General features: G+C 64.5%; 17 protein-coding genes. 1 reads left to right on the top strand and 16 read right to left on the bottom strand.

The features are described 5' to 3' along the window. Positions 1-12 precede the first annotated feature (12 nt). From FURADRAFT_RS08230 to FURADRAFT_RS08215, 4 genes are read right to left on the bottom strand one after another with little or no spacing between them, the layout of a single operon-like run. The gene (locus FURADRAFT_RS08230) at positions 13-1050 is read right to left on the bottom strand and encodes an LLM class flavin-dependent oxidoreductase (protein WP_008953665.1); all 1038 of its coding nucleotides are present in this window, start codon (positions 1048-1050) and stop codon (positions 13-15) included. Between the two features lie 58 nt (positions 1051-1108). After that, a complete protein-coding gene (locus tag FURADRAFT_RS08225; protein WP_008953664.1) occupies positions 1109-2041 on the bottom strand; it encodes a flavin reductase in 933 nt (310 codons plus the stop codon). Continuing rightward, on the bottom strand, positions 2038-2895 hold the full coding sequence (locus tag FURADRAFT_RS08220; RefSeq protein ID WP_008953663.1) for an alpha/beta fold hydrolase: 858 nt from the start codon (positions 2893-2895) through the stop codon (positions 2038-2040). The genes FURADRAFT_RS08225 and FURADRAFT_RS08220 overlap by 4 nt, the downstream gene beginning before the upstream one ends. Then, positions 2885-3472 carry an amino acid synthesis family protein gene (locus FURADRAFT_RS08215; RefSeq protein WP_008953662.1) on the bottom strand — a complete coding sequence of 196 codons (588 nt, stop codon included), beginning with the start codon at positions 3470-3472 and terminating at the stop codon, positions 2885-2887. Before FURADRAFT_RS08215 ends, FURADRAFT_RS08220 begins: the two co-directional genes overlap by 11 nt. 264 nt (positions 3473-3736) lie before the next feature. Between FURADRAFT_RS08215 and FURADRAFT_RS08210 the strand changes: the two genes are divergently transcribed. Then, positions 3737-4117, top strand: a complete 381-nt coding sequence (locus FURADRAFT_RS08210; RefSeq protein WP_008953661.1) for a carboxymuconolactone decarboxylase family protein — start codon at positions 3737-3739, stop codon at positions 4115-4117. A 206-nt stretch (positions 4118-4323) separates the two neighbouring features. Here the strand turns inward: FURADRAFT_RS08210 and FURADRAFT_RS08205 are convergent, their stop codons facing one another. The 12 genes from FURADRAFT_RS08205 to bamA form a co-directional block, all read right to left on the bottom strand. After that, positions 4324-4674 (bottom strand): 2Fe-2S iron-sulfur cluster-binding protein, encoded by a 351-nt coding sequence (locus FURADRAFT_RS08205; protein WP_008953660.1) that lies wholly within the window; start codon positions 4672-4674, stop codon positions 4324-4326. Further along, on the bottom strand, positions 4674-5867 hold the full coding sequence (locus tag FURADRAFT_RS08200) for a molybdopterin molybdotransferase MoeA (RefSeq protein WP_236261561.1): 1194 nt from the start codon (positions 5865-5867) through the stop codon (positions 4674-4676). Before FURADRAFT_RS08200 ends, FURADRAFT_RS08205 begins: the two co-directional genes overlap by 1 nt. After that, a complete protein-coding gene (gene mobB, locus FURADRAFT_RS08195; RefSeq protein WP_008953658.1) occupies positions 5854-6363 on the bottom strand; it encodes a molybdopterin-guanine dinucleotide biosynthesis protein B in 510 nt (169 codons plus the stop codon). The genes FURADRAFT_RS08200 and mobB overlap by 14 nt, the downstream gene beginning before the upstream one ends. 312 nt (positions 6364-6675) lie before the next feature. Beyond that, entirely contained in the window at positions 6676-6900 is a 225-nt protein-coding gene (locus tag FURADRAFT_RS08190) for a hypothetical protein (protein WP_008953657.1), read from the bottom strand. Between the two features lie 176 nt (positions 6901-7076). After that, positions 7077-7562: a DNA-deoxyinosine glycosylase gene (locus FURADRAFT_RS08185; RefSeq protein ID WP_008953656.1), complete on the bottom strand. Its 486-nt coding sequence runs from the start codon at positions 7560-7562 to the stop codon at positions 7077-7079. Between the two features lie 81 nt (positions 7563-7643). Next, entirely contained in the window at positions 7644-8225 is a 582-nt protein-coding gene (rnhB, locus tag FURADRAFT_RS08180) for a ribonuclease HII (protein ID WP_008953655.1), read from the bottom strand. Continuing rightward, positions 8222-9397 carry a lipid-A-disaccharide synthase gene (gene lpxB / locus FURADRAFT_RS08175; protein ID WP_008953654.1) on the bottom strand — a complete coding sequence of 392 codons (1176 nt, stop codon included), beginning with the start codon at positions 9395-9397 and terminating at the stop codon, positions 8222-8224. Before lpxB ends, rnhB begins: the two co-directional genes overlap by 4 nt. A 3-nt stretch (positions 9398-9400) precedes the next feature. Further along, positions 9401-10174, bottom strand: a complete 774-nt coding sequence (gene lpxA, locus FURADRAFT_RS08170; protein ID WP_008953653.1) for an acyl-ACP--UDP-N-acetylglucosamine O-acyltransferase — start codon at positions 10172-10174, stop codon at positions 9401-9403. Positions 10175-10176: 2 nt separating this feature from the next. Next, a complete protein-coding gene (fabZ, locus tag FURADRAFT_RS08165; protein ID WP_008953652.1) occupies positions 10177-10629 on the bottom strand; it encodes a 3-hydroxyacyl-ACP dehydratase FabZ in 453 nt (150 codons plus the stop codon). Beyond that, the gene (gene lpxD / locus FURADRAFT_RS08160; RefSeq protein ID WP_008953651.1) at positions 10622-11671 is read right to left on the bottom strand and encodes a UDP-3-O-(3-hydroxymyristoyl)glucosamine N-acyltransferase; all 1050 of its coding nucleotides are present in this window, start codon (positions 11669-11671) and stop codon (positions 10622-10624) included. Before lpxD ends, fabZ begins: the two co-directional genes overlap by 8 nt. A 48-nt stretch (positions 11672-11719) precedes the next feature. Continuing rightward, a complete protein-coding gene (locus tag FURADRAFT_RS08155) occupies positions 11720-12214 on the bottom strand; it encodes an OmpH family outer membrane protein (protein ID WP_008953650.1) in 495 nt (164 codons plus the stop codon). Positions 12215-12227: 13 nt separating this feature from the next. Further along, entirely contained in the window at positions 12228-14516 is a 2289-nt protein-coding gene (gene bamA / locus FURADRAFT_RS08150; RefSeq protein ID WP_008953649.1) for an outer membrane protein assembly factor BamA, read from the bottom strand. Positions 14517-14524 lie beyond the last annotated feature (8 nt).

The following is a 14524-nucleotide window of genomic DNA, read 5'->3' as shown; positions in this document are numbered from 1 at the left end:
TCCTCGAATGGATCAGGCAAACGCCGGCATCACCTGGTTGATGAACAGCTCGAGCGACTTCTGCTTGCGCTCGAAGTCCATGTGGCTGTCGATCCAGAAGCTGTACTGGTCGTAGCCCAGCGCCTCGTAGCCCTTGAGGCGCGCGATCACCTCGTCCGGCGTGCCGACCACCAGGTTCTGCTTGATCAGTTCCGGGGCGTAGTTCGGGAACATCGCCAGGTCGTCGTCGTTGAGCGGCTCGATGAAGCCCTGATCGATCGGCTTCTCGTTCTTGAACCACTTGCTGAAGTAGCAGTAGAAGCGGCGCAGGTCGGCGACGGCGGCGTCGACTTCGCGCTGGTCAGCACCGACGAAGGTGTGCATCAGCATCATGATCTGCGGGCGCGGGATGTCAGGGTGGTTGGCGCAGGCGGCGTTGAAGCGCTCCATCAGGCTCGCCACCTCGGCGTCGCCGGCGGCGAGCGAGGTCACCTGCACGTTGCAACCTTGCGAGACGGCGTAATCGTGCGAGTTGGGATCGCGCGCCGCCACCCACAGCGGCGGGTGCGGCTGCTGCAACGGGCGCGGCACCGGCGTGGTCTTGGGGAACTGCCAGTATTCGCCCTGATGGGCGTAGTCGCCGGCGAACAGTTGCTGCAGGCAGGGAATCATCTCGCGCAGGCGGCCGCCGGCCCCCCAGGCATCGAGCCCCGGGAACATGCGTTCGTACTCGAAGGAATAGGCGCCGCGCGCGATGCCGACGTCGAGCCGGCCGTTACAGGCCAGATCGGTCATGCCGATTTCGCCGGCCAGCTTGATCGGGTGCCAGAACGGCGCCACCACGGTGCCGGTGCCCAGGCGGATCTTGCTGGTCTTGGCGGCCAGGTAGGCCAGGTTGACGAAGGGGTTCGGCGCGATGGTGAATTCCATGCCGTGGTGCTCGCCGATCCAGGCGGTTTCGAAACCGCCCTCCTCGGCCATCTTCACCAGCGCGGTCATCTCGTCGAACAATTCCTTGTGCGACTTGCCGGCGTCGTAACGCTCCATGTGCAGGAACAGCGAAAACTTCATGATGTGTCTCTCCTAAATCTCTGGCGGGTGGATTTTTTAATCTTGAAGGTGGATTCGCTCACGCCTTGGCGAGTGATTGCACCGAGCCGGAATGGCTATCACCGATATAGATGCCGAAGGCGTCCTCGGTGCGCTCCTTGACGAAACGCTGCAGCATCGAGCGCATCGCCTCGTCGGTCAGCCGCTCCCACGGAATATCGTCCAGCGCCACCGCGCGCAGCTTGCCGCCCGCCGGCAGTTCGCCCTGCACCCGTCCACGGTAATAGATGTTCACCGCGCCCCCCTCGGCGGCACTCTCCTCGAACACCGCGAACAGGAAGTCGAGCTGGGCATCAACCCCCAACCGATCCAGCACACCGCGCAGGCTCTTGGCGTCCGTGGCCGGCTCCAGGCGGGTGCCGGTGGGCAGCTCGTAGCCCCGGTCCGTCTCCAGCAGCACCACACCGCCGTCGTACTCCAGGATGGCCCCGACCTTGGCTTTCTGCCCGGCCGCGGCGAGCGCGTCCTGCGACAGGCTGAAGGTGAGATACGCCCCGCGCCCGTAACCGAGCGGGCTCACCGTGGTATTGGCGAAATCCATCACCTTGCCGATCAGGATGATGTGATCGCCGGCATCCACCACCTGGTGGGTCTCGCAGTCGAACCAGGCAGCCGAGCCGTCGATGATCGGGCTGCCGGTCACGCCCCGATGCCACGCCACCTGCTCGAACTTGTCGGCGGCCTTGGAGGCGAAGATGCTGGACACGTTCTTCTGATCCTCGGCCAGGATGCTGATCGAGAAGTGGCGGGTTTCCGCAAACACCCCGTAGCTCGCCGCGGACTTGCCGACGCAGATCAGCACCAGCGCCGGATCGAGCGACACCGAGGTGAACGAGTTGGCGGTGAAGCCGCGCGGCGTGCCGTCCGCCTGCCGCGTCGAGACCACGGTCACGCCGGTGACGAAGGCGCCGAGCGCCTTGCGGAATTCCATCGCGTCGATGGGCTGGCTCATGCTGGTTCACTCCTCTGCGATTGTTGCGCGCCGGCCGTCACGGGGGTGGCCAGGAAATCGCGCAGGCGTTGGTTGATGTCATCGGGCGCGGTGACGTTCATCATGTGGCGCGCTCCGGCGACGATATCGAGACGGCCCTGCGGCGCCAGTGCGGCCATCGCCCGCGACATCTCGGGGCTCGAATTCGGATCGAACTCGCCGGTCATGAACAGCGCCGGCATCGCCAGCCGCGGCAAGCCATCCGCGTGCACCGCATCCGAGCTGGCGAACAGGCGGTAGGTTCGGGCGTAGCCCTGCGGGTTCACCTCGGTCAGAAAACGCTTCACCAGGTTGGCCGAAGCCTTCAGCTCGGCCGGCACCGGCTCGCCGAACCAGCGTGCCAGCGTGGAATCGACGGTGGCGGCCACGCCGGTGTGCTGCAGCGCCTCGGCGCGTTCCAGCACCGCGGCACGCTGTTCCGGGGTGCGCATGAACACGGCGTTGAGCGCCGCCACGCGCAGGGTCCGCGCCGGGTAGGTCAGCGCGAATTCCAGCGCCACCAAGGCCCCCATCGAATGGCCGATCACGTTGGCCGAAGCGATGTCCAGATGGTCGAGCAAGCCGGCCAGCTGCGCGGCGTAGTCGCCAAGCGCGACATCGTCGGGCGGCACCTCGCTGCCGCCGTGGCCCAGCATGTCGTACACGATCACCTTGTAATCGCGCGCGAACTCGGCCACCTGCGGCGCCCAGATCGCCTGCCCCATGCCGACACCGTGGATCAGCACCAGCGGTTCGCCGCCGCCGTACACGCTGAAGGCGGTGCCGTCCACCGTGCCGGACAGCAACGGTACCGACGCAACGTGCTCAGGCTTCATTGCTGCCAAGCTCCTGCAGATCCTGATAGCGGTTGCCGATGCGGTGATGCGGACGGCCGCCAATCGAGGCACCCAGCGCCACCACGATCTCGTCCGGCGCCGGGGCGTCGTTGATCGAGAACTGGATGGTCAGGTAATGCGAGCGCATGCCCTCGTCGTCCTTGTGCATCATCGGGATCATGATCGGGCAGTTCGGGCCGCCGCGGACGTTGGTGAAGCTGAGGTAGCTCTTGGCGCCCACGGCCTTGCGGTAGAAGTTGCCGAAGCGCAGCGTGTGGATCAGCGCCGAGGCGTGCTCGACTTCGCCGTCGGTGCCGACCACGGCCGCCTTGCCGTAGCCTTCGATCACCTCGCCAGAACCGGCGATGCGCAGGATTTCACCGGTCAGCAATTCGCCCAGCACCGGGGCGATGGCGTGGATCTCCGGCTTCAGATCGTCCACGAAACCGCGCCCCGCCCAGGGGTTCTTCAACACCGCCGCCGCCGCGAACATCTTCAGCGGCACCGGCGCGGCCTTGCCCCCTTCGATCAGCGTCTCCTCGACATAGGTCACCACTTTGCGAATCCCGACATCCATCGTCTTTTCTCCTTCAGCCTTGGCGCCCGGCGCCGTTCGATTTGCGATATGTTGGTATTACGGTATACCAAGAAATAATCGATAGCAAGAGGATTGTATGTTGGTATACCATCGGACAAACAAAAAGCAACACCACAGGTAGCACGGGATGAGCTCGAGGGAGAGAGCCTCCGTGGCGACGCACGAGACAAGGGATGCGGCAAGTGCCGCCACGACACGCCCACCCAGCACGGGGGGCATCAACTCACGCAATGGAGCACAACGATGAGCAAGGACACCTTTGAACGCGGGCTGGAAATCCGCAAGGCGGTATTGGGAGAAGACTACGTCAACCAGGCGCTGGCCAACGCCGACGAACTGTCGATGCCGCTGCAGCGATTAGTGACGGAATACTGCTGGGGCACGGTGTGGGCACGCGAAGGACTGGAGCGCAAGACGCGCAGCCTGATCAACCTCGGCATGATCGCCGCGCTGAACCGCCCGCACGAACTCAAGCTGCACGTGCGCGGCGCCCTCAACAACGGCTGCAGCAAGGAGGAAATCGTCGAGGCGATCCTGCAGATCGCCATCTATTGCGGGGTGCCCGCCGCTATCGACGCCATGCGCATTGCGCGCGAGGTGTTGAACGCCGATAGCGCGGGGTAAGCTTAGAACCAGCTCACGATCTTGCTGCGCGTCCCTGATCGGGGCTCATGTGCTCTGCGTGCGAATCTTTTGCGGGGCACATCAACGATGTGCACGCAGAGATTCGCTCAGCGATCAGAAATCCTCATGTACTACTTGTACATTCCGGTTTCTGCGCTGCTCTTCACCCCGCTGAGGGACGCTCGCGACAGATCGAGAACAAGTTCTTAGTCCGCCGGCGGCAGCAGCACGCGCCAGTCGGCCTCGCCCAGCGTCAGATGGCAGGCCAGCCGCCAGGTGTCGGCGGTGTCCGGCCACTCCTCGGCGGCGGCCATGGCGGCGTCGATCAGCCCGGCGCGCAGCATCACGTTGCGCTCCTTTCGGCCAACCTTGACGGTGCCGGGCTGGGCCACGTGTTCGACGCGCACCTTGCAGGTGCCGCAGGTGCCCTGGCCGCAGCGCCAGTGCAGCGGCAGCTCGTGAAAGCGTGCGACGTCGATCAGCACATCGCCCGCTTCGGCGGCAACTTCCTCCAGCACCTGCCCGCTGGATTGATCGATAAAGCGGACGATCGGCATCAGAATTCCAGCGCGATGAAATCGAGCTGGTCGCCCGCCGCGACGGCCTGCCCCGGCGCCAGGCGCACCAGGCCGTCGGCCCAGGCACACGAGGTCAGCACCCCCGAACCCTGGTTGGGGTAGCGCTCCAGCACGGTCTGGCCGTCGCGCACCACGCGCCGCACGCGCAGGAACTCCACGCGCTTGGCGTCGGGACGGCCCCAGTCGAAGGCGGCGGGATAGCGCACCGTCGTCGTGCCGGCCGCGTCGGCCACGCCGGCGCGTCGCTGCAGGAAGGCCTTCACCAGCACCGCGAAGGTGACGAAGCCCGACACTGGGTTGCCCGGCAGGCCGATGAAGTCGGCGCTGCCGATCTTGCCGCTGGCCAGCGGCTTGCCCGGCTTGATGGCGATTTTCCACAGATTGAGCGCCCCCTCGGCCTCCACCGCGGCCTTGACGTGATCTTCCTCACCCACCGATACCCCGCCGCAGGTCATGATCACGTCGGCAAAGTCGGCGGCGTCGCGCAGCGCCTCGCGGGTGGCCTGCAGCTCGTCGGGGATGATGCCAAGGTCGCTGACCTCGCAGCCCAACTGCATCAACGCCGGCACCAGCCAGTAGCGGTTGGAGTTGTAGATCTGGCCAGGTCCCAGCGGCTGGCCCGGCTCGACCAGTTCGTCACCGGTGAAAAACACCGCCACGCGCAGCGGCCGCACCACAGCCACCTCGGCGATACCGAGCGAGGCGAGCAAGCCGATATCGGCGGTGGAAAGACGCTGACCGGCGGCCAGCACGGTCTGGCCGTTGGCGATATCTTCGCCGGCACGGCGAATATTCTGGCCGGCGACGGGCGCCTTTTGAATCGTGACGCGGCCGTCCTCCTGCACCTCGCACTGCTCCTGCATCACCACCGCGTCGGCCCCGGACGGGATCGGCGCGCCGGTAAAGATGCGCGCAACACTGCCCGACTGCAGCGCATCGGGCACATGGCCCGCCGGGATGCGCTGCGACACCGGCAAAGGTTGGCCGAAGTCCGCCACGCGCAGGGCGTAGCCGTCCATGGCGCTGTTGTCGTGCGGCGGCACGTCCAGGGTGGCCACCACCGGCACCGCCAGCACGCGGCCACCAGCCTCCAGCAGGGAAACGGTTTCGGTCTCGGTCACGGCGTCGGCGCGCGACAGCAGCCAGCTCGCGGCCTCGTCAACGGTCAGCATGTTTTGCATCGGGTAAGGTACTCAACAGGAAAGCGACGATGCCGGCGATATCGTCTCGATGAAACTGCGGCAAGGTCGTGTCGATGGGGACGTCGCCAACCACGGCCAGTACCTGCGGATCGTCCGGGTACAGGCGCGGACTGGCAAGCGCGCTATTGATCACTTCGATCTTGGGCACCGGGGCGTGCTTGAAGCCCTCGGCCAACACCAGGTCGCACGGAGCGAGCCGCGCCACGTGCTCCAGCAGCGGGTGATCGTTGCTGCCGGGCAGCTCCTCCACCAGCAGCCGGCGCCGGCCGGCCGCCAGCAGCACCTGCCGCGCCCCGGCCTGGCGATGGCGCCAGCTGTCCTTGCCCGGCACGTCCCAGTCGACGTCGTGGTGAGTGTGCTTGATCACCGCCACGTCGAGCCCATGGGCCACGAGCCGGGGCAACAGCCGTTCAATCAGGGTGGTTTTGCCACTGCCGGAATAGCCGGCAAAGCCGATCACGTGCATCGTTCAGCATCCGCAAGAATCTAGGCCCGGCGCGCAGGCCGGGCGGAACAGGGCGATGATAACACGCAGGGGGATGCCACCTAATCGGGCGAAATGACTAGTCTCGACTCACCCGGTGCCGATGAAGGAAATCGTCACGAACGGCCCCCGGCGGGATGAAAGGCCGCACCGAAACCGCAATGGACACGCAGCTCCTGAAGATATCTCACCACGGAGCCCCCCTGCGTGCACAGCTTCGCCGCGCCCGGCAAAAGATTGCACGCAGTGCGCCTGAACCCGATCAGGGGGCGTGGCAGCGCCATTCAGAAGCGTTCAGGCGGCGTGCGACAGGCTGGCGTCGTTGCCCTGCCCGTCCTCGGGGTCCTCGAAGCGTTTCCAGTCGATGATCATCACTTCGGTCAGCCCGCAATCGATCGCCAGCTGTGCCTCGATCTCCTCCAGCACTTGGTGGCAATGAATCGAGCCGTTCAGCACCACCTCGGCGCGGCGCACCACCTTGTCGTCAGGCGTGGCAAACCAGATGCAATAGCGGTTCATGACGGCCTCCGATCAACCGGTCAGACAGCGCGCTTGTCAATAAACTCGGCAGCCCACCCCGCCCGGCCCCGCAATGCTCGCCGCACCCGCGATACGGCGACGCTTCTCGAACCGCCCGGGAGCGCGGCAATGACCGTAGGGAATCCCTGTGGGACGATGTTTCTCGCAAGCTCCTACTACATATATCGGCGCAATTGCAGCCAGATCGCAAGCTTTTCCTCATAGGGGCGGGTATAGGCCGGGCTGGAAGACGGCAGCGCCAGCAAAGCTAAGGGGCTTGCGGCCAGGCTTTTCGCCGCCTTGAACGCCGTGCCGCCGTTGAATCCAATCGCCTCAAGCCGGGGAAGGGAACGCGTCAGCACTAGGAGGTCGTTGTGCTCGATGTCGTTGAGCGCGGCATCCAAGCTGCCCTGACGCCGCGCCTGCGCCACCACATCCCACAGCCCGACACGGTGTTCGAGCAGGCAGCCGAGCCGATCGGCATACGGCATCTCGCCCAAGGGCTCGTCCAGCACCTCGCCCAAGAGGCGCCAGAACTGGTTGCGCGGGTGGGCATAATACTGGCCGGCCGCCAGCGAAGCGTCCCCCGGCAGCGAGCCCAGGATCAGCAGCCGCACCTCGGGCGAGACGACCGGTGGGAAACAGTGCTTGTGAGGCGTCATGGTGTTACTCGGAAGGGGCGCGGAAAGGACTGCCGGAAGGTAGCGTTGGGCTCGTGACACGGCCCGCTGGAGTGCGGCCGGTCAGAACAACTGCCCCTGCTGCCGCGCCAGCCACGCCTTGACCGGGCCGAAGGTGCGACGGTGCTCCGGCAGCACGCCGAAACGCTCGATCGCCGCCAGGTGCTCGGCTGTCGGGTAGCCCTTGTGTCGGGCGAAACCGAACTCGGGATGCAAGGCGTCGAGCGCCACCAGCTCGGCGTCGCGCGCGGTCTTGGCGAGGATGGACGCCGCCGAGATAGCCGGTTCCAACGCATCGCCCTTGACGATGGCGCGCGCCGGCACAGCGATACCCTTGGGCACACGGTTGCCGTCGATCAGCACTTCGGCAGGCAATACCGACAAACCGGCCACGGCGCGGCTCATCGCCAGCATGGTGGCCTGCAGGATGTTGAGCCGGTCGATCTCGTCGACACTGGCGCTGGCGATGCACCAGGCGAGCGAGCGCTCGCGGATCAGCGGCGCCAGCTCGTCGCGCTGCTTTTCCGAGAGCTTCTTGGAATCCGCCAGACCAACGATCGGCCGGGCCGGGTCGAGGATCACCGCGGCGGCGAACACTGCCCCGGCGAGCGGCCCCCTGCCCGCCTCGTCGACCCCGGCGATCATGCCGGCACCCCCGCCACCTGCAGCACCGCATCGGCCGCGAGCTCGGCGGTATCCTGCCTCAGCTCGCGGTGCAGCGCGGTGAAACGGGCGGTGAGCGCCTGCCTGGCCGGCTCGTCATCGTAGAGTGCGGCCACGGCTTCGGCCAACCTTTCCGGCGTGGCGTCGTACTGCAGTAGCTCCGGCACCACCGAGTCGCCCAACAGGATGTTGGGCAGGCCGACCCACGGCAACTTCAGCTTGCGCTTGACCAGACGGTAGGTGAGCCACGACAGCTTGTAGGTGATCACCATCGGTTTCTTGGTGAGCGCCACCTCCAGCGTCGAGGTGCCGCTCTTCACCAGCACCACGTCGCTGGCGATCATCGCCATCTGCGCGTGGCCGAACAGCTTGCGGATCGGCAAATCCCAGGCCTTGAGCCGGGACAGCATCTGGTCGAAGGCATCGAGCGTCGCCCGCGTCGCCAGCGGCACCAGGAACTGCGCCGCCGGGTAGCGCTCATGCAGCAGCCGCGCCGTCTTGACGAAGATCTCGCCCAGGTAATCGATCTCGCTGACGCGGCTGCCGGGCAGCAGCGCGAACACCGGCCCTCCCGGGAACAAGCCGAGCTGCTCCCGCATCGCGGCGGTATCCGGCACCAGCGGAATTTCCCCCGCCAGCGGATGACCGACGAAAGTCACCGGCACGCCGGCCTTTTCATACAGCGGCGGCTCCATCGGAAACAGGCACAGCACCCGATCGGCCGCCTCGCCGATCTTCTGCACCCGCTCCGGACGCCACGCCCATACCGACGGGCTGACGTAGTGGACGGTACGAATGCCCTTCTTCTTCAGCGACTTCTCGAGCCCGAGGTTGAAGTCCGGGGCATCGATGCCGACGAACACGTCGGGGCGCTCGGCGATCAGGGCATCGCGCAGATGGGCGCGGATGCGCAAGAGCTCCGGCAGGCGCGACAGCACCTCGGCGTAGCCGCGCACCGCCAGCCGCTCCTGCGGCACCACCGAGTAGAGACCCTGCGCCTGCATCCGGGGCCCGCCGATACCGGCAAACTCGATCTCGGGATGGCGTGCCTTGAGCGCCGCCATCAGGTGCGCACCCAGCAGGTCGCCCGACGCCTCGCCGGCCACCATGGCGACCTTCAACGCGCCGCTTCGCTTGAACAAGGGTTCCGGCATGATTTAGCGAATGATGCCCCGCTCCGACAGGCCGAAGAAGCGCACGAACGCCTCCAGCTCGGGATGGCTGGCCGCTTCGGCGATGATGGCCTGCTTGGCCTCGTCGAGCGACAGGCCGTTGCGGTACAGCGTCTTGTAGGCCTGGCGGATGGAGCGGATCTGCTCCGGAGTGAAACCACGGCGCTTCAGGCCCTCGGCGTTGATGCCGGAAGGCACGGCACGGTTGCCGTGCGCCATCACGTACGGCGGCACATCCTGCGCCACGGCGCTGGCGAACGCGGTCATGGCGTGCTCGCCGATGATGCCGAACTGGTGCACGCTGGTGAAACCACCCAGGATCACCCAGTCGCCGATTTGCACGTGGCCGGCCAGTGTGGCGTTGTTGGCGAAGATGGTGTGGTTGCCGACCTGGCAATCGTGCGCCAGGTGCACGTAGGCCATGATCCAGTTGTCGTTGCCGAGGCGGGTCACGCCGACGTCCTGCGCGGTGCCGACGTTGAAGGTGCAGAATTCGCGGATGGTGTTGTTGTCACCGATCTCGAGCCGGGTCGGCTCGCCGGCGTACTTCTTGTCCTGCGGCATCGCGCCCAGCGAGCAGAACTGGAAGATGCGGTTGTTCTTGCCGATCGAGGTATGACCCTCGATCACCACGTGCGGACCAACCCAGGTGCCGCTGTCGATGGACACGTTAGGGCCGACGATCGAATAGGCGCCAATCTCGACATCCGGGGCGACCCGGGCGTTGGGATCGACGATCGCGGTGGGATGAATCGCCATGGTCACACCTCGCGCTTGGCGCACATGATCTCGGCCTCGCAGGCCACCTGACCGTCCACCAGGGCACGTGCCTTGTACTTGGCGATGCCACGCTTGGACGTGATTTCCTCCACTTCCATCACCAGTTGATCGCCCGGCACCACCTGGCGCTTGAAGCGGGCGTTGTCGATGCCGACAAAGAAGTACAGCTCGTTCTCGGCACGCTCGCCCTGGCTCTTGATCGACAGGATGCCGGCAGCCTGGGCCAGCGCCTCGATGATCAGCACACCCGGCATCACCGGGTACTGCTCGAAGTGGCCGACGAAGAACGGCTCGTTGATGGTCACGTTCTTGAGTGCCTTGACGCGCTTGCCCGCCTCGAACTCGACCACACGGTCCACCAGCAGGAACGGGTAGCGGTGCGGTAGGTACTTCATAATTTCACGTACGTCGACGTTCACGGCATGCTCAGTCATTATTCGGTTCCTTGCTGTCTTTCAGGTTCTTGATCTCGCGTTCGAGTTCTTTTACGCGTTTGACGAGATCGTCGAGATGTCTCAGGTGAACGGCGTTGGGCAGCCATTCCTTCATGGTGGAAAGCGGGTAGGACGAGGCGTAGTTGTCCGGCTTCTTGATGCTCTTGGACACCAGCGTTCCGCCGCCGATATGAGTACGGTCAGTCACCTCGATGTGGCCGACGAACATCGCCGCACCACCAACAGTGCAATAGGCCCCGATCTTGGTGCTGCCGGCGATGCCGACGCAGCCCGCGATGGCGGTATGCTCGCCGATCTGCACGTTGTGCGCGATCTGCACCAGGTTGTCGATCTTGGCGCCGCGGCGGATGATGGTGTCAGCCATCGCACCGCGGTCGACCGTGGTGTTGGCACCGATCTCGACGTCGTCCTCGATCACCACCCGCCCGGTTTGCGGAATCTTGAACCAGTGGTCGCGGGCCCAGGCCAGGCCGAAGCCATCCGCGCCGATCACCGTGCCGGAGTGGATGCCGACGCGCGAGCCGATCAGGCAACCGTGGTAAACCGTGACATTCGGGTGCAAGGTCACCTCATCGCCGATCACCACGCCATCGCCGATCACCACGCCCGGCAGGATGCGGCAGCGCTGGCCGATGGTCACATCTCGACCGATGCTGACGTTGGCGCCGATTTCGCTGGAGGCATCGATGCGGCACCCCTCGCCGACCACCGCCGAGGCATGGATGCCGGGACGGGCCGGCGGGGCGGGATGGAACAGCGTCGCCACCCGGGCAAAATAGAGATAAGGGTCGTCGGTCAGGATCAGCGGTCCGCCATAGCCGGTTTCTTCGGCCAACTTGGGCGACATGATGAGCGCGCTGGCTGCGGTCGTCTCGAGCTGGCGCCGGAACTTGGCGCTGGCGAGAAAACTGATTTCGCCCGTCTTGGCGTCTTCCAGCGGTGCCAGGCGTTCGACCAGGCAATCGTCACCACGCAACTCGCCACCGAGCCGCGCCACGATTTCGGAAAGGGTGTATGCCATCAAAAACAAAGCCGACCCGGGGCCGGCTTCTCCGGAAAATAGAGGGAATTACTTGTCAAGTTCCTTGAGGACCTTGGCGGTGATGTCGTACTTGGGATTGACGTACACCGCGTCCTGCAGGATCAGGTCGAACTGTTCGCGCTCGGCGATCTGCTTGATGGTACGGTTGGCACGCTCCTGCACAGCGGCGAACTCCTCGTTGCGACGCAGATTGAAGTCCTCCGCCAGCTCGCGCCCCTTGGCCCGGTAATCGCGATCGAGTCCGGCCAGTTCACGCTCGTACTTCTTGCGATCATCCAGCCCCAAGCCGCTCTTGCCCAGCAGCGTTTCCAGCTGCTTGGCACGATCCTCCATCTTTTTCAGCTCGGTACGTCGGTCGCTGAACTCCTTCTCCAGCTTCTTCATCACCTGCTGTGCCGGGGCCGCCTCACGATATACCCGCTCGGTGTTGATGTAGCCCAGCTTGAACTCGGCGGCCGTCGCGGCGAACGAAGCGGCCGCCACGGCGCAGGCAGCAAGCAAGCGAACAGTTTTCATCTTCATATGCGGACTCCGCTCAGAACACCGTCCCCAGCTGGAACTGGAAGGACTGCTTCTTGTCGCCCTCTTCCTTCTTCAGCGGTACGGCGTAGCTGAATTTCATCGGCCCCATCGGCGACAGCCAGGTCAGCGCCGCGCCAGTCGAATAACGCAGCCCATCGCTCGGGGTAGAACCGGACACATTGCTGTCCCACAGGCTGCCGACGTCGAAGAACACGCTGGTGCGTACCGACTTGTTGTCGCGCATGCCCGGGAACGGGAACAGCAGCTCGACGTTGCCGACCACCTTGGTGGTGCCGCCGAGGAAGTCGCCGTTGGTATCCTTGGGACCGATACTGCCGGTCTCGTAACCCCGTACCGAACCCAGACCACCCATGTAGAAGTTCTGGAAGAACGGCAGGGTCGCGCTCTTGCCGTAACCGTCGGCATAGCCCACTTCGCCATTCAGCATCAGGGTGAACGTCTTCGACAGCGGGAAATACCAGGTCTGCTGATGGCTCAGACGATAGTATTGCAAGTCGAGGCCCGGCAGGCCGATATCGACCCCGGCGCGCAGCACCGCGCCACGCGTCGGCCACAGCGCGCTGTCGCGGGTATCGCGCGACCAGCTGATGGTGGACAACAAGGTATTGGCGCTCTTGCCGTACTTGTCGACAAAGTCGAGGTAGCGCTGCGGGCTGTCACTAAAGGTAGTGATGGCCGTCTGCTCCACCCCCAGGCTCAGGTTGATGCGGTCGAACTCGGTGATCGGCACGCCGAACTTGGCCGCGGCACCGGTGGTACGTGTCTTGTACTTGGAGACGTTGTCTTCCTGGGCATCGTAGGTGCGGGTGTACAAGTTGTAGCCCAGGCTGACGCCGTCGACCGTGAAATACGGGTCGTTGAAGGCGATGCTGGCACTCTTGTTGACCTTGCCGGTGGAAATGCCGGCCGACAACGACTTGCCGGAGCCGAAGATATTGCTCTGCGACACGCTGCCGGAGAACACCAGACCCTGGCCCTGCACGAAGCCGATACCGGCCGAGATGCTGCCGGTCGGACGCTCCTTCAGGTTGATGTTCATGTCGACCTGGTCCGGGGTGTCGGCTACCGCCGGGGTTTCGACGTTGACATCCTCGAAGTAGCCCAACAACTCGACCCGCTCCTTGCTGCGCTTGATCTTGTCGGAGGCGTACGGCGCACCCTCGAGCTGGCGCAGTTCACGGCGCACCACCTCGTCACGCGTCTTGGTGTTGCCGGCGATATTCACGCGGCGAACGTAGGTCTTGCGGCCCGGATCGAGGAACAGCGTGAAGGCCACCTGACGCTTCTCGCGGTCGATCTCCGGCAGCGCATTGACGTTGGCAAAGGCGTAACCATCGTTACCCAGCCGGTCGCTGATGGCGGTTACCGAATCGTTGACCTTCTCGCGGCTGAACACGTCGCCAGCCTTGAACTGGATCAACTTGCGCAACTCGGCTTCCGGAACCTTCAGGTCGCCTGCCAGCTTCACATCGGAAATGGTATAGCGCTGACCTTCGTTGATATTGATGGTGAGGAACATGTCCTCCTTGTCGGCGCTGATCGAAACCTGGGTCGAATCGATGTTGAACTCGAGATAGCCCTGGTTCTGGTAGAACGCCTTGAGCTTCTCCAGATCGCCGGACAGCTTCTGCTTGGAGTACTGGTTGTCCTTGGTGATCCACGACAGCCAGTCACCAGTGGTCAGCGAGAACTGGCCCAGCAGCGTATCCTGATCGAACGCCTTGGCACCGACGATGCGGATTTCCTTGATCTTGGCTGTCACGCCCTCGACGATGTCCAGGGTGACGGCGACGCGGTTACGCTCCAGCTTGGTCACGCTGGGGGTGATTTCCACCGAATACTTGCCGCGGCTGTAGTACTGACGCTTCAACTCCTGAACGGCGCCATCGAGCAGGCCCTGATCGAACACGCGGGATTCGGCCAGGCCGTTTTCCTTCAGTGCCTTCTTGAGCTGGTCCTTGTCGAATTCCTTGGCGCCGCTAATATTCAGCTGGGTGATCACGGGGCGCTCGATGACGGAAACGATCAGAACATCGCCCTGCGCCTCCATCCTAACGTCATTGAAGAAACCGGTGGCAAACAATGCCTTGATCGCTTCTTTGGCCTTCTCGTCGGTAAAGGTATCACCCACCTTGAGCGGCATGTAGTTGAATACCGTACCGGGTTCGGTGCGCTGCAAGCCCTCAACACGGATATCCTTGACCACGAACGGCTCGGCCGCCATGGCAGCAGACATGGAAAACAGACCGGCAATCGCCGCTGCAACGAGTTTGATTCTCATCGGTTTGT

This window comes from Pseudogulbenkiania ferrooxidans 2002 (assembly GCF_000174355.1).
Classification (GTDB): Bacteria; Pseudomonadota; Gammaproteobacteria; order Burkholderiales; family Chromobacteriaceae; genus Pseudogulbenkiania; species Pseudogulbenkiania ferrooxidans.
This window is presented reverse-complemented; position numbering and strand designations above follow the sequence as displayed.

Bases quoted from the DNA above. Each gene is read 5' to 3' on its own strand.
- FURADRAFT_RS08230 (WP_008953665.1), bottom strand. From the start codon at position 1,050: ATGAAGTTTTCGCTGTTCCTGCACATGGAGCGTTACGACGCCGGCAAG.
- FURADRAFT_RS08225 (WP_008953664.1), bottom strand. From the start codon at position 2,041: ATGAGCCAGCCCATCGACGCGATGGAATTCCGCAAGGCGCTCGGCGCC.
- FURADRAFT_RS08220 (WP_008953663.1), bottom strand. From the start codon at position 2,895: ATGAAGCCTGAGCACGTTGCGTCGGTACCGTTGCTGTCCGGCACGGTG.
- FURADRAFT_RS08215 (WP_008953662.1), bottom strand. From the start codon at position 3,472: ATGGATGTCGGGATTCGCAAAGTGGTGACCTATGTCGAGGAGACGCTG.
- FURADRAFT_RS08210 (WP_008953661.1), top strand. From the start codon at position 3,737: ATGAGCAAGGACACCTTTGAACGCGGGCTGGAAATCCGCAAGGCGGTA.
- FURADRAFT_RS08205 (WP_008953660.1), bottom strand. From the start codon at position 4,674: ATGCCGATCGTCCGCTTTATCGATCAATCCAGCGGGCAGGTGCTGGAG.
- FURADRAFT_RS08200 (WP_236261561.1), bottom strand. From the start codon at position 5,867: ATGCTGACCGTTGACGAGGCCGCGAGCTGGCTGCTGTCGCGCGCCGAC.
- mobB (WP_008953658.1), bottom strand. From the start codon at position 6,363: ATGCACGTGATCGGCTTTGCCGGCTATTCCGGCAGTGGCAAAACCACC.
- FURADRAFT_RS08190 (WP_008953657.1), bottom strand. From the start codon at position 6,900: ATGAACCGCTATTGCATCTGGTTTGCCACGCCTGACGACAAGGTGGTG.
- FURADRAFT_RS08185 (WP_008953656.1), bottom strand. From the start codon at position 7,562: ATGACGCCTCACAAGCACTGTTTCCCACCGGTCGTCTCGCCCGAGGTG.
- rnhB (WP_008953655.1), bottom strand. From the start codon at position 8,225: ATGATCGCCGGGGTCGACGAGGCGGGCAGGGGGCCGCTCGCCGGGGCA.
- lpxB (WP_008953654.1), bottom strand. From the start codon at position 9,397: ATGCCGGAACCCTTGTTCAAGCGAAGCGGCGCGTTGAAGGTCGCCATG.
- lpxA (WP_008953653.1), bottom strand. From the start codon at position 10,174: ATGGCGATTCATCCCACCGCGATCGTCGATCCCAACGCCCGGGTCGCC.
- fabZ (WP_008953652.1), bottom strand. From the start codon at position 10,629: ATGACTGAGCATGCCGTGAACGTCGACGTACGTGAAATTATGAAGTAC.
- lpxD (WP_008953651.1), bottom strand. From the start codon at position 11,671: ATGGCATACACCCTTTCCGAAATCGTGGCGCGGCTCGGTGGCGAGTTG.
- FURADRAFT_RS08155 (WP_008953650.1), bottom strand. From the start codon at position 12,214: ATGAAGATGAAAACTGTTCGCTTGCTTGCTGCCTGCGCCGTGGCGGCC.
- bamA (WP_008953649.1), bottom strand. From the start codon at position 14,516: ATGAGAATCAAACTCGTTGCAGCGGCGATTGCCGGTCTGTTTTCCATG.